General features: G+C 34.8%; 12 protein-coding genes and 3 pseudogenes. 8 read left to right on the forward strand and 7 right to left on the reverse strand.

What is annotated here, in order from left to right:
- Window positions 1-27: 27 nt before the first annotated feature.
- A complete protein-coding gene (locus H1D32_RS18135; protein WP_261179660.1) occupies window positions 28-984 on the forward strand; it encodes a carbohydrate kinase family protein in 957 nt (318 codons plus the stop codon).
- 444 nt (window positions 985-1,428) lie between these two features.
- Here the strand turns inward: H1D32_RS18135 and H1D32_RS18140 are convergent, their stop codons facing one another.
- Window positions 1,429-1,779, reverse strand: a complete 351-nt coding sequence (locus H1D32_RS18140; RefSeq protein WP_261179661.1) for a hypothetical protein — start codon at window positions 1,777-1,779, stop codon at window positions 1,429-1,431.
- Between the two features lie 396 nt (window positions 1,780-2,175).
- On the opposite strand from H1D32_RS18140, the pseudogene H1D32_RS18145 reads away from it, so the two are divergent.
- A pseudogene (locus H1D32_RS18145) lies at window positions 2,176-3,581 on the forward strand (SpoVR family protein).
- Window positions 3,582-3,684: 103 nt separating this feature from the next.
- On the opposite strand, the gene H1D32_RS18150 reads toward H1D32_RS18145, so the two are convergent.
- The 4 genes from H1D32_RS18150 to H1D32_RS18165 all read right to left on the reverse strand — a co-directional run bounded on the left by H1D32_RS18150 (window position 3,685) and on the right by H1D32_RS18165 (window position 5,897).
- Window positions 3,685-4,143 (reverse strand): hypothetical protein, encoded by a 459-nt coding sequence (locus H1D32_RS18150; protein WP_261179662.1) that lies wholly within the window; start codon window positions 4,141-4,143, stop codon window positions 3,685-3,687.
- A gap of 159 nt (window positions 4,144-4,302) precedes the next feature.
- Window positions 4,303-4,437, reverse strand: a complete 135-nt coding sequence (locus H1D32_RS18155) for a cyclic lactone autoinducer peptide (RefSeq protein ID WP_261179663.1) — start codon at window positions 4,435-4,437, stop codon at window positions 4,303-4,305.
- On the reverse strand, window positions 4,438-5,052 hold the full coding sequence (locus H1D32_RS18160; RefSeq protein WP_261179664.1) for an accessory gene regulator B family protein: 615 nt from the start codon (window positions 5,050-5,052) through the stop codon (window positions 4,438-4,440).
- 2 nt (window positions 5,053-5,054) lie between these two features.
- The gene (locus tag H1D32_RS18165; RefSeq protein WP_261179665.1) at window positions 5,055-5,897 is read right to left on the reverse strand and encodes a sensor histidine kinase; all 843 of its coding nucleotides are present in this window, start codon (window positions 5,895-5,897) and stop codon (window positions 5,055-5,057) included.
- A 240-nt stretch (window positions 5,898-6,137) separates the two neighbouring features.
- Here H1D32_RS18165 and H1D32_RS18170 point away from each other — a divergent pair.
- From H1D32_RS18170 to H1D32_RS18185, 4 genes and pseudogenes are all read left to right on the forward strand, one after another.
- Window positions 6,138-6,762: pseudogene (locus H1D32_RS18170) on the forward strand (SpoVR family protein); the annotation flags it as partial.
- Window positions 6,763-7,067: 305 nt separating this feature from the next.
- Window positions 7,068-7,607, forward strand: coding sequence for a sigma-70 family RNA polymerase sigma factor (locus tag H1D32_RS18175; RefSeq protein ID WP_261179666.1), 540 nt, complete (start codon window positions 7,068-7,070; stop codon window positions 7,605-7,607).
- A complete protein-coding gene (locus H1D32_RS18180) occupies window positions 7,582-8,892 on the forward strand; it encodes a DUF4179 domain-containing protein (protein WP_261179667.1) in 1,311 nt (436 codons plus the stop codon). The genes H1D32_RS18175 and H1D32_RS18180 overlap by 26 nt, the downstream gene beginning before the upstream one ends.
- Window positions 8,893-9,797: 905 nt before the next feature.
- Window positions 9,798-9,980 (forward strand): DUF6954 family protein, encoded by a 183-nt coding sequence (locus H1D32_RS18185; RefSeq protein WP_261179668.1) that lies wholly within the window; start codon window positions 9,798-9,800, stop codon window positions 9,978-9,980.
- A gap of 81 nt (window positions 9,981-10,061) precedes the next feature.
- Here the strand turns inward: H1D32_RS18185 and H1D32_RS18190 are convergent, their stop codons facing one another.
- Both H1D32_RS18190 and H1D32_RS18195 read right to left on the reverse strand, forming a co-directional pair.
- On the reverse strand, window positions 10,062-10,799 hold the full coding sequence (locus tag H1D32_RS18190; protein WP_261179669.1) for an LTA synthase family protein: 738 nt from the start codon (window positions 10,797-10,799) through the stop codon (window positions 10,062-10,064).
- Window positions 10,769-11,653, reverse strand: coding sequence for a hypothetical protein (locus H1D32_RS18195; RefSeq protein WP_261179670.1), 885 nt, complete (start codon window positions 11,651-11,653; stop codon window positions 10,769-10,771). The genes H1D32_RS18190 and H1D32_RS18195 overlap by 31 nt, the downstream gene beginning before the upstream one ends.
- A gap of 639 nt (window positions 11,654-12,292) precedes the next feature.
- Between H1D32_RS18195 and H1D32_RS18200 the strand changes: the two are divergent.
- A pseudogene (locus H1D32_RS18200) lies at window positions 12,293-12,714 on the forward strand (PAS domain-containing protein); the annotation flags it as partial.
- A 36-nt stretch (window positions 12,715-12,750) separates the two neighbouring features.
- A complete protein-coding gene (locus tag H1D32_RS18205) occupies window positions 12,751-14,049 on the forward strand; it encodes a sensor domain-containing diguanylate cyclase (protein WP_261180002.1) in 1,299 nt (432 codons plus the stop codon).
- Window positions 14,050-14,236: the final 187 nt, after the last annotated feature.

A 14,236-nucleotide genomic window follows, 5' to 3' on the forward strand; every position in this document is an offset into this window, starting at 1 on the left:
TTAAGGTAAGAAAGGTGGAGAGTAAACTTGAAAAATCGTTCAGTTATCTGTATTGGAGAATTGTTAATCGATTTTTTCTGTACAGATGTGGATATTGATTTAGTGGAGGGAAAGAATTTTCAAAAGCAGGCAGGTGGAGCACCAGCGAATGTATGTGCAACAATTGTCAAGTTAGGGGGAACTGCTTTATTTAGTGGAAAAGTTGGAAATGATCCTTTTGGCCATTTTTTAAAACGTACTTTAGATGAAGCGAACGTTGATACATCGATGGTTGTATTAGATGATAAGAAACCAACGACTATGGCTTTTGTATCCTTACAAAAAAATGGGGAAAGGGATTTTGTCTTTAATAGAGGTGCTGATGCCTTTTTATCAGAGGGTGACCTCGATAAAGATAAATTAAAAGAAGCTAGCATATTACATTTCGGTTCAGCTACTGCGCTATTATCTGATCCCTTTCAATCTCTATATTTAAACACGATGAAATCAGCAAAAACGGAAGGAAAATTTATTTCATTTGACCCTAATTATCGTTCAGCCCTTTGGAGTAGTAATGAAACGATTTTTTGTGATTTAGTTAAGCAAGGTGTCGCTCTAGCGGACTTTGTTAAGGTTAGTGATGAAGAACTTAAAATCATCACAGGTGAAAGTGAATTGGAGAAAGGTATTCTAGTCCTTCATCAACTAGGAGCAAAAGTAGTAGCAGTCACCTTAGGAAAAGAAGGAACAATGATTTCAAATGGAATGTATTCAGAAATAGTGCCTAGTATTTCAGTTGTTTCGGTCGATTCAACAGGTGCTGGAGATGCATTTGTAGGCGCTACTCTTTTCCAATTGGCTAAAGAAGAGAATCCTAAGGAGGTTATAGAAGAATTTGAAGTTCTAAAAAAAATCATTTTCTTTAGTAATATTGTAGGCGCCTTAGTATGCACGAAAGTAGGTGCAATCTCTGCAATACCAACCATTGAGGAGATTGAAGGGTAGCGATTTTTTTTGGAAATAAGGGGACGGTTCTTGAAAGAGACAATCGGAAGTTTTGCGCGAAAAAAGCACATTAGGCAGGTTTAAGTTGCACAATGTGCTTCTTTGTGTTTTGGTGTATGCACTTCACTCAAAATTTTAGATTGCGCACGAAGAATGTAATCGCGGTCTCTTTGCAGAATTCAAAAAGAAGGGCTTTCTCAATTGAATATTTAATGCACAATCTAAGGTCATTCTTTATATGATATCATTTCTAAATGGGTTGCAATATTACTTAGCCTTTTTTCAATGCCTTCATAATTCATACATGAGGCATTAATATTTTTTATGCGACAGTGCTTTCATTGTTAATACAACAAAAACTATACCGTTATTTTCCACTCAGAAATATCCTCAGTAATTCCTAGTTAACCAACGGCCTAAACACAAACACCAACTTATCATCATTTACAGGAGCAATTTTCTCAAAAAGCTGAATACTTTAACAGTTTCTGGTGGTAATGTTTCAAAGGCTTCGAGGATTGATCCAATGATTTGTTTTAATTCTGCTTCAATACTTTCGTAATCGGTTTTTTTCAGTTCTTTTACTATCAATGCTTCTTCTAGCGTATCTAATCGGTCTTTCTCTACCTGTAAATCCTCAATTGAAATTAACCCAGCGGTATAGGCTCCAACTTTTCGATCGTAGCGTCTTTTGGCGGTGTAAATTTTTTCTTGGGAGGCAGCGGTGTTATTTTGTTCGGCAGCTGCTTCAATTTTAATTACTTCTATAGGAATGTGTTCTAACAGATCCTGCAATCCCTCTTTAAATAATTCGTGTATGTGTTCTACTTTGTATTGTGTTCCGACAGGTGTTCCCTGGATTTTATTTGGACCAGCGGTAAACTTTGTAGGGTTTCATTTTTGAACCTGGCGGACTTACGCTTATGCCACCCCCACAAACGGGATATTTAATAATCCACTCAGTAGATGAGGACTTGATTGAAGTTGGTCTTGTTTTTTTACTGCCTTCTGTACGATTCCACCACTCTTTTCCGCTTGGAGAAGCAATATTTTCTTTTTAACAATTTAGCTATTGTTAAATATCCTTTATTTTCTTTTAAGTATAGATCATAAATTCAAATTTTGTTACTTTCTCATGAAACGCCCTTTTCAATCATAGATTGAGATAAGGACATCTGAGGAGGGATACCGATGACAAATGATCGTGAGTTAGTTAAAGCTATAGACGAGATTACTGAAATAGCTGAAGGGTTTGGATTAGACTTTTACCCTATGCGCTATGAAATTTGTCCAGCAGATATTATTTATACGTTTGGTGCTTATGGCATGCCAACCCGTTTCTCTCACTGGAGTTTCGGGAAACAATTTCATCGTATGAAGCTACAATATGATCTTGGATTAAGTAAAATTTATGAATTGGTTATTAATTCAAACCCTTGCTATGCTTTTTTATTAGATACAAATACTTTAATACAAAATAAGCTCATCATTGCTCACGTATTGGCTCACTGTGATTTCTTCAAAAATAATGTACGCTTTTCAAATACAAGAAGAGATATGGTAGAAAGTATGACAGCAACCGCAGAACGAGTCGCACATTATGAGATGGTACATGGCAAAGAGGAAGTAGAAACGTTTTTAGATGCAGTTCTTTCAATTCAAGAACACATCGATCCAAGTCTCGTACGACCAAAATTAGCTTGGACGCTAGCAGATCTAGAGGAAGAAGATGTTGAAACTAGAAAGAACTCCCCTTATGACGATCTTTGGAATTTAGAAAAAAAGGATGAATCTCCTAAACCGAGAAAAAAGAAAAAACACTTTCCACCACAACCTGAAAAAGACATCCTTTTATTTATCGAAGAGTATAGCCGTGAGTTGGAACCTTGGCAACGAGATATATTAACAATGATGCGTGAAGAGATGCTTTACTTCTGGCCGCAACTTGAAACCAAAATCATGAACGAAGGCTGGGCTTCGTATTGGCATCAGCGTATCTTACGCGAGATGGATCTCACTTCTGACGAAGCGATTGAATTTGCTAAGCTCAATGCTGGTGTTGTGCAACCATCAAAAACATCGATTAATCCGTACTACTTAGGGTTAAAAATCTTTGAGGATATTGAGGAACGTTACAACAATCCAACTGATGAAATGAAAAAGCGTGGTGTACAACCGAACAGTGGCCGCGAGAAAATGTTCGAGGTTCGAGAAATAGAATCGGATATATCATTTCTACGAAACTATTTAACTAAGGATCTAGTCTTACGTGAAGATATGTACCTCTTTCAAAAGCAAGGGCGGGACTATAAGATCGTTGACAAAGAGTGGCAAGCAGTTCGGGACCAATTAGTAAATATGCGAGTCAATGGTGGCTTTCCTTTTATCTCAGTAACGGATGGTGACTATCTTAAAAATGGAGAGTTATATTTAACACATTATTATGAAGGTATTGAGCTTGATGTAAAGTATTTAGAAAAGTATTGCCCTATATTCAGCAACTATGGGGAAGACCGGTTCATATGGAGACTCAGGTTTCAGATAAACCAATTGTGTTTACCTATGATGGGAAAAAGGTTCATAGAAGGTATTTGTAAGAGAAAAAGACTGTCTAATGTGGACAGTCTTTTTTCTATAAAAACACCCCCGAAAGTTAGAGTCTCTACTCTAACTTTCGGGGGTCGATACCAATTCGATCTTTTATCTTAGTAAAGGTAATCTAACTTTAAACTTCAATAAAATTAATGTAGTAAGTAATAATGGCAGTTGTACGGCAAAGATCCCGAGTATAATGCGTAACCACGGACTTTCAAAAATTTGTTCATAAGTAATTGAAAAGACATCTATATAAAGTAAGATAATAGTCATTTCGAATATACTTAAGATAACAAACGATATCAATCCGATTATAAAACCATGAAGTATTTTAAAACGAAAAAAGAAAGCAACTAACAATGAAAAAATGGTTATAGTAATAAAAGGTTTTAACGAAGTCTGAAGGAAAATACTTAAACTAAATGCTGCACCTCCATACACAAAAGCAAAAATAATCATAGATTTTAAATTTTTCTTAATTGAAATGCCTAAAAGTGCAAATGGAACTGTCAGTAATAAAAAAGCTTCTGGAACTGATAATAAAAAATAACTAAACCAAGCCATATGTTCTTCCTTTCTGCTGTATTTAACTAGATGTAGAAAAATTATACTACATGATTCTTTAAAAAACGACATTTTTTTCTCGGGTTGGGAAGATTTATAGAATAGAATAAATGGTTGTATTAAAAACAACAACCCTTTGGTAAGCAACAATAAATATTTTTATTCATTTTCTTTAGGTAGTTTAGGTTGATAAAGGGTAAGGCTTGATGCAGAACTTATATCGGCCTTAGCAATAAATACAATAACAGTAACTATACAACCAACAACTGCTTTTACATACTTTTTCAATCTCATTTACCCCCTTTCAATCATTTTTTCAATTTTATTCACAAATAGGTAAGAATAAGGATGTATACTTCCTATTTGAAATAAAAAGCCAAAAATTGAAGCTAAAACAAGTTCTGTTGAGTAGGAGTTAGTAATTAAGAAATACATTAATAACCCCCATAAAGATACTGCATATAAAGAATATTTTCGCAACTTGTTTTTCTGGTAGTCATTACACTTTTTATAAAAATGATTAGAGGGAGCAAACTTATAAACTAAAATTAAACCAAAAGTTAATGCAATAAATAATAAAGCTATAAGGAAATTAAAATCAAATATATCTTTAATTCTCACTGTCAGGTAAGAGATACCAAGCATCATAGTTAGTCCAACAACAAGGCAACGAAGAAATGTTGAATAATGATGTCCCCCTGTTAAACCGCGGAAAACTACAAAAGTAGAGAATATCCAAAGCATGGGGTGGAAAAGTCCAAGTAAATACGATGCACCGAGTAATACCAGTAGTTTTATAAGACCATTAAACATAATTTCAATGCCATAACGAATGTAATCAACTTCTGTTTTTCTTTCAACATATTCACCTAACGCTTCGGCTATCTTGGTACTAACGTAATTAGTCATATTTACAATCCCTTGGGAAAACTAATTTCGAAACATACTAAATGATCGTTAGTGTGGATTTCTAATGTTCCGTTATATTTCTCTGTGATTTTTCGAATAATTGCTAATCCATAGCCTCTATTACCGTCCTGTGATTTAGTTGAATAACCATTGATAAAATAGTCTTCATTTATTTTCTTCTGTACAGCTGTATTCTTGGCGATTATTTTAAATGTTTCATTAAAATCTAAAATTTCTAGATGAATCTCTTGTTCGTTACTAGGTAGTTCACGAGTAGCCTCATAGGCATTATCTAATAAGTTACTAATCAAACGAATAAGGTCGGTAGAAGATAATATTTCAATGTTGTTCTCTTTTTCTATCTTTACATGAAATGGAACTTCTTCTCTATGATACTTGTCCATTTTTGAATATAGTATAGAAGCAAGAATAGGATTTTTAAGGGTTAATACTTTATTATTAATTCGAATTTCGCCAATCATTTTTTGAATGTAGCTATTAGCCGCATCATAGCTATTTATTTTTATTAAACCCGAGATTACCGTTAAATGATTGTTAAGATCATGACGATCAGATCGAACTGATGTAACTAAAGATTGAAATTCCTCCACGTGAGTAGATTCTGCCTCATTCACCTTTCGCCTTTCTTCTTGTTTAAAAATCTTAATGAGTATGAATAGAGATAGTATGTTTAATGCGATAACTAGAATGAGTTGAATAGGGATTCCGATGATATAAAGAGAAGTATCTTTAAATGCTACTAATGATGTAATAAAAAAGAAAACTAACATAATTTGTGATAATACTATAAATACCAAAGTTAAAACATTCATGATTTTTATCATTAATGGCCACAGTAAATTCATTATGGTAGAAAAGCCATTTTTCCCCTAAATTATTTAATCTAGTAAGAATTATAGCATAAATAATACTTTTTTTAGCTTATACTGTTGAACTTTGTCTAAATAAAAAGATGTCCGTCACAACAATCTTATTTCAACAAATTGAAGATTTTTATTTACTTTTTAAATTTGCAATTTAATAAACTATTAATTATAACATCCTTAGGAGAAACAAGGTTGGGCAACTATTGGCATCAGCGCATCTTACGCGAGATGGATCTCACTTCTGACGATGCGATTGAGTTTGCTAAACTCAATGCTGGTGTTGTGCAACCATCAAAAACATCGATTAATCCGTACTACTTATGGTTAAAAATCTTTGAGGATATTGAGGAACGTTACAACAATCCAACTGATGAAATGAAAAAGCGTGGCGTACAACCGAACAGTGGTCGCGAGAAAATGTTCGCAGTACGAGAAATTGAATCGGATATTTCATTTCTACGAAACTATTTAACGAAGGATCTTGTCTTACGTGAAGATATGTACCTCTTCCAAAAGCAAGGGCGAGACTATAAGATCGTTGATAAAGAGTGGCAAGCAGTTAGGGACCAATTGGTAAAAATGCGAGTCAATCAATGGCGACTTTCCTTTTATCTCAGTAACGGATGGTGACTATCTTAAAAATGGAGAGTTATATTTAACACATTATTATGAAGGTATTGAGCTAGTTGTAAAGTATTTAGAAAAAGTATTACCCTATATTCAGCAACTATGGGGAAGACCGGTTCATATGGAAACGCAGGTTTCAGATAAACCAATTGTTTTTACCTATGATGGGAAAAAGGTTCATAGAAGGTATTTATAGAAATGGAAAAGTGAGTTAAAATTAAGATAGTGGTAAGCGATTAGAAATAAAAAAGGCTTAGAGAATTAAATTTCTCCAAGCCTTTTTTTACTTTTGAAATACATAGTGATTTAAAGTTTAACTAATGTTTTGACCTAGTACGTTACTACCGCCTTCACTCTACTAATAAACCAGAAGTAGAAAAATTGAAAATAACATAAGAAGTTTTTGGAACGAAACAAAATGTTTTTCAGTCTAATAGGTAGGATCAACAGGCACTACAATATTTATAGTGAAATTTTTAATATACGAGAGGAGGGATTAGTGTGTCTATCATCAACTCGTTTTTTAAAGGCTCAAAAGCATCCACATTTGAAGAGTTAATTAAACAAGAACAAGGAAAGCTTTATAAAGTTGCTTATTCATACGTGAAAAATGAACAAGATGCTCTTGATATTGTTCAGGAGGCAATCATCAAAGGCTATGAATCATTTCATAAATTGAAAGATTCTCAATTATTTATGACATGGATGACGCGGATCGTCATTAATTCAGCGATTGATTTTATCCGGAAATCAAAGGATGTGATTGTCCTTGAAACGGACTGGTTTGACCCCGGCATTAATCAGGAAAACAAATCTGTGATGGAGCTCGATGTAGCGACTGTCTTTGACAAAATGAAGCCAGAACAGAAGACCTTGTTGTTATTACGCTTTTATTACGGCTATTCAATCTCAGAAATTGCCGAGATACTTGAGAAGCCCGAGGGAACGATAAAGTCAAAATTACACAGGACACTCAATCAAGTGAAGGAAAAACTAGGTAAAGGGGGAGAAACCTATGGGGAACTTTCAACGAGATATTAAAAGGATGGTCGAGGAAGTAACTGTACCCACTGACAAGCTTGATGCTACTGTAAATGCTGCCTTAAAAATCGCGAAAAACAAGGAGTGGTCTGCCGCTTCAAAAAGACAAAACTATCTAGCAGGAGTTGCCTCAATTTTTCTGTTAGCAATAGGTTCATTATTAATTAGCATGTTTTTACTAGGATCTGCAACTAACCAAGCTAGTGAGTCTATTTTTTACAAACTAGGCGATGCTGGCCTGAAACGAATGGTCGAGGAAGGAAGGGTCACTGATCTATCATTAGAAGTCTTCGATCAGGAAATCAAGGTTACCCTTGAAGAAGGCTACCTTGATAATAATCAGCTAGCAATTTCCTATCACATTGAAATGGAACAGGATCTTGAGAATGTGTTGTTTGAGTTATTTTTTGATGGTAGTTCTGTCCATCATGTCAGTTCGAGGTCGGGCAGTAGTTCCATGCCTCAAAGTGATATCTTCTATTTTGAGCCAACCAAAAGCTTCCCTGATCATCCTGAACTGAAACTGCAATTTCATCAGATCAATCAGGTCCAAGGAGACTGGTCCTTCAGCTTTGATTTAAAGAAGGAAATGGAGCTCTATGAAGTTACTAACTATGCAATCAAGGAAGATCATAATGGACAATTATTTTCTGTCGATAATATTATTCAAACACCTTCGATGATGCAGCTATCAACAACAACGAAGCTGCTAGTAGATGAAGTGAGTGATGGCTTTCGTGCCCAGAGGATCTCTATTGTAGCGGTTGCTGATAATGGCGACTATGTTTTGGCTGATTTCAGTCGTAGTAGTAATACTGAAGATGGGTATGGTTTTAATCATTTCCCAAATAAATTACGTGAGATGGTTAAGGTTCAAAGAGGGATAGCTTCTAATTCATATAAAATTGTCCCTTACTTCGTGACGTACAAAGGTCAGGAATTCCGTTCTGATCATTCAACGGGCTACATTTGGGATGAAATAGGAGCCCCATTTAAAAAGGGAGCAGTACTAGAAATGGCTTCACCGATTAAAATCGTCGAGATCGAGTCGGACAAAGAACAAACAATTGTCTATTATGAAATGGACGCGACACTACCCGTCTTTCCGGTCATCATTGATCGAGATACTAAGGTGGAATATGGGGCTATCTCTTATAATCGTCAAGGGACAAAAGTAGCGGTAACGTACCCTAAGGTTCCAGGAAAAAATTCAATAGAGCTGTTTATGTATGATGCTACGTACCAAGTATTTCCAGACTTGGAAATTGAAATTGAACTAAAGTAACTCCAACATCTCCCTTTTACAAAACCTTTTGTACGTATATAGTAGAAGGGGAAAAATGAGGGAAAGGGTAATATTCAATCTGATATTTCGTTTATATGAAACTATTTACAAAGGATTTAGTGCTACGTGAAGGTAAGTACCTCTTCCAAAAGCAAGGTAGACGAAGGTGGTCTATATGGATTGGGGCAAAGTAATTGTCGCGGTAGGTCAAGGCTCTTGAGTAAGAAGACATAATAAGGAAAGAAAAACGTTCGAAGCTCCGTTGCTGCGAGCGTTTTTATCTTTGATCAATTCAATCAATCTCATCTTCCAAAATATACATTAAGTACTCCGCATCTCTCTGTTCCTTCACTTCAAGACCTTTTAGCTTTTGCTCTAACTGCTGTAATCTCGATGATAAGTACTAGAACTATATAAAACAGAGGGGTAGATATAAAATTTATTCCTTTTTTGTTCGTCCAAAATAATGGGTCCTTAGATAACACATACGTATAATGAATCAACAAACTAGATATGAGTATATGTCTTTCAATTAATGGAGCTAATAGAAAACCTTGGAAATTAAAATTAAAATTATTAGACTAATGTTTTTTGAAAGGCTGATTTGTAAACTTTGTTGCTTTTAGGTCGTCTTTTGAGAATAAATAAGCTTTTTGGGACAAATTTATTTGTACCAATGGCTTATTTATTCTCAAAAGCTTCACGCAAAGCGTAAAGAACCAAGCATTTGCTTGGTTACGACCTAAAAGCTAATAGCAACAATCTATTGGAAAAGAGCCTTTTGAAAACAGACTGTGTAGAAAAAGTATAGACAATACGAATGCTTCCGCCATATGATAAGATACCAAAAGGTCTTCTAGATAACAATAATCAATAGAAGACCATTTAACTTAAGGGGGATTTGCATGAAGTATTTAAAATATCTATTGTTTACAGTCTTATATGCAGGTGTCACATTTTTTGGCATAGGTCCTGTCTTATTAGCAGATGGCTCTTTCCAAGAGCGAATGCTCACACTTGGCATAGTTGTACTGATCTATTTTGTTTTGACGTTCTTTTTTTTGAAATGGAGAAGAAAAATAAATTGATCAGTAAAAGAAACGATATTCACAGCTTAAAAAGGCTGCGAATATCGGTTTTTAAGGTACTGCATTTCGAGAGTTACATGATTAGTCCTTATTAAATACTATTTTGTAATAGTCAGTATCAAGAATTTTGGCCGAGTAGTAAAATTTACTGTTTATAATCGAAGACATCAGATTGATATACTCCTCATCAATCTGGCCGCCGTTACTTGGGACAAATTCCTCGGTTAATCCATTATATATGCCTTTGTTAGTAATAAAACTTCGATCAAGAAATGGAACGATAGGTTCAGAGTTAGAAAAAAGGTCTCTTCCGATCAAAAGTCTCGAATCGTATTCAAGTCCTAGTAAGTTTGAGAGCGTCGGGATAATATCTAGGCTAGAACCCAATTTATCTATTTTCGTAGCTTCCATTCCTTTTGTGTAGATAATAAAGTCATTTTTATATAGGTCAAACTGATTTTCAATAACTTGACCAGACAGCTCCTCAATTGTTTTTTCCTCAAGCCCATAAGGATAATGGTCAGAACTAATGGCAATAAGTGTCTTATCTGCAAGGTGAGCTTCTTCAAGTTTTTTTAATAAATACTCAAGTGCCTTATCTAACTCAACCTGAGTGGCTAAGTAGGCTTTAGCCTCGAGTGAGTATGGTAATTCATCAACCATCTGCTGATTTTTTCGTGCCATGTTGTTACCATCAAACGTGTACTGCATATGACCACTAACTGTCATGTAATAGGCATGAAAAGGTTCATTGTCTAGATATTCTAGGATGCTATTTTCTATCATCTCTAGGTCAGATGCAGGCCATATCTTTCGCACGTTAAGTCCGTTTCCAATTCCTTTGTATTCATACCCAATATTAGGGTGGGTAACATCCCTATTGTAATAGGAGTATGTATGATTGTGATATGCGACCGTTTATAACCAAGATTTTTAAGTTGATTTCCCATGACAAAAGGTAAATGGTTGTACCCAGATTCTGTGAAACTCCAAACGCCACTTTTCGGAAGTAATCCTGTTAATGCTACATATTCTCCATCAGTTGTACTGACTTCCCAAAGCGGAGTATAGAAGTTTGTAAAATGATAGCCCTGATTCTTTAGCTTATGTAATGTTGGTGTAACTTCCTCGTTAATCGCATATGGTGCAAAGCTTTCGGCTGTAATTAAGATAAGATTATATCCCTCGTATTTTCCAGTATACTCATTTTTTTCGGAAGGCGTAGAATTAGCAAAGTAATGATGCATTTCGATGATTTCTTCATTTTCTTCTTCTGAAATGAGCTGCTCAAAATCAATTTCCATCTCATTGTACTCAATTACTATTGGTTTATCCTCTTCATTTGATTTCTCGCTATCCTTATTGCTTTCTTCAATCACTGGTACCAAGTCTGGCTCAGGAATAAAAGGTTGTTCTGCTACTAAACTAGGTGACCACCCCATCACATGTCTTTGCAGGTCAATTCTCATGGTGGTCAATAATCCAAGACGCTCTGAAGATATCACTGGATTTCGACTATTAAAGTAAAGATCATAAGCAGTATGCTGTCCTTTCCCACCAGCAAGTACAATGCCAATCCCAAGTGAATGAAGAAATATTAAGGCTAACGTCAGCCAAACTATAGAAAGTCGTTTTAATTTTTTGTAGGAAAATCTTCTGAAAAATATAAGCATAATTATGGCAGGAAGAAAAAAGGGAAAAATCCAAAGGGAATTTTTATGTAAGAGAAACCAAAAATCCCTCCAAAATTCGAGTGCTTGGCCGGAGTTGCCTGCTGAATACACACCATAAAAAGTCTTGAATGTGTTGAAATAAATATGTTGTGACGCGAAAATAAAGCCTGAACAGAATAGGAACATAGTCGCGAAGATATACACAATTTTCCTTTTAAAATAACAAATAATCAAAAAAAATATAAAAGCGTAAGTAGAGGTAAAGAGTAGTGAGATGGCAAGAGTAAACGAAAAGATCTTACCTGTGGTTGCTAATCTAAATAATACCTCCATAAGAAACAAGGAACCAATAAAATAGATTAATAGGTAACTCGACTTCAATTGAATCATAAAAAATGCCCCCCTAATAAACATTTTAAAGTAACCTGAGCTTTATTAATAGTTCTTGAAGGAAAAAACGGGACAATTTTGCGGATTAAGAACTTCTTCAATCCTTTAGTGTTGGAAAATACAATAATTGGAATTGGATTTATTGAAGTTAGGTACATATTACTATATAGTTAGAATTAAAGATAAGAGAAATTAAAAATAGTTTATAGGGCGGTGGAAGCTATGAATAGTGATGTTGTCGTTGTTGCGATGATCATTTCTTATTTGTTTTTATTAGTCCTATTTTTGATTCTATTTAATAGAAAAACAAAAAGTGAACATAAATACAAGGAATTACTAGGAAGATATCAAATAGTTGTCGAGTCGGTGAAAGAAGTAATCTTTATTATGGATAAAGCGAAATGTTGGTTGTTTATAAATCAAGGTTGGATAGAACTGACTGGATATAGTAGTAACCAGTCCATAGGGCGTAATTACATAGACTATGTGCATCCTGATGATCACGAAACAATAGAAAAACACTTACTTTAATGCTTACTAAGGAAAAAGAGGATTGTCGCCTCGAAGTTCGCTTTAATACGAAAGAAAAAGAGTTTAAATGGGTCGAGGTAATGGCAAGATTACTAGTAGATGAAAATGGCAATGTAATCGGAATATCCGGTACTTTAACTGATATATCCGAACGAAAGGTAATTGAAAGGAAATTAATAGAAAGTGAACAGAAGTATAAATCTCTTTTTGAATATAATACTAGCTTAACTTACACAATAGACAAGGCGGGTCGCTTCATTAATGTTAATAAAGGAGCAGCAGAAATTACAGGATATTCAATGAAAGAATTAGAAGGTTCTAGATTTCTCCCGCTTATTAGCGAAGGCTATGCGAATTACACGATGGAGCAATTTAATAAAGCGTTAAACGGGGAATCGGTAAACTACGAAACCCAAATAGTCCGTAAAGATGGTAAGTTGATCTTTTTAAATGTAAATGTTAATCCAATTGTAATAAATGGACAGACAGTTGGAGTCATTGGAATTGCCCACGACATTACTCAGCAAAAAGAAGCAGAAGAAAACTTACTCCAAAGTGAAAAGCGATATCGAAGTTTAATTGAATTATCACCAGAGGTGATTTTTGTTCATAGTAAATCGAAAATTGAGTACGTTAATGATAAAGCAATTAGCTTTATTGGGGTGAAGGAAAAAGAAGATATAGTTGGAAAAACAATCCTGGACTTTATTTATCATCAGGATAAAAGTACAGTGGCTACTAGCATGTCTACGCTTTTTACAAAGAGTTCAGAAAGTCCGGAGTTTTACGAACTGCAGTTCATTAAAAAGGATGGAACGGTAGTTGTTGGGAATGTTGGAATTAAAATCATTGAGTATCAAGGTGTTCCGGCGATCCTTGGTATTATCCACGATATTACAAAACAGAAAGAGTTAGAATTAAATTTAAGAAAAGCCAATGAAATGCTAATGGAGATATCACATCTTGATGGACTAACAGGAATCCCTAACCGTCGCTATTATGAGGCAACATTTGCTCGCTATTGGAATGAAGCCATCAGAGAAGAAAAGGCCATCTCCCTGATTATGATTGATATTGACTGTTTTAAGTTATATAACGATCGATATGGCCACCAACAGGGGGATGAGTGTTTAAAGCAAGTTGCATTGACTTTAAAGTCGACCATTAATCGTCAGAGTGATTTTGTTGCTAGGTATGGTGGGGAAGAATTCTCGGTCATATTGTCAGGGACTGATGAAGAAGGTGCAATATTGGTTGCGGAGAGACTAAGGAAAACAATCGAACGGCTTACAATTCCTCATCAAGCTTCGACGGTTAGTACCGTAGTAACTATTAGTTTAGGTGTTGCAACGGACATACCGATCAAGGAAACTTGTTACCAGGACCTCATCAACAAAGCTGATCAAGCACTTTACTTAGCAAAGGAAAATGGTAGGAATCGTGTTGTGGAATTTAAGAAAAAAGTAACGTTGTAAATGTGGTAATTCAGGGCTGTTTTTCTAAATAATCACTGAAATTTCCCATAAAATTAGTATTGAATTAGTTTTTTACCTGTTATATAGTAAGTTAGATCTATTTTTGTGGAAATATGGATTTTTTTTACAATTTAAGTTATAATACTACTATTCTTATTTTGATGTTCGATATTTTAAGAGCTACTTT

The sequence above is a fragment of the Anaerobacillus sp. CMMVII genome (assembly GCF_025377685.1).
Classification (GTDB): domain Bacteria; phylum Bacillota; class Bacilli; order Bacillales; family Anaerobacillaceae; genus Anaerobacillus.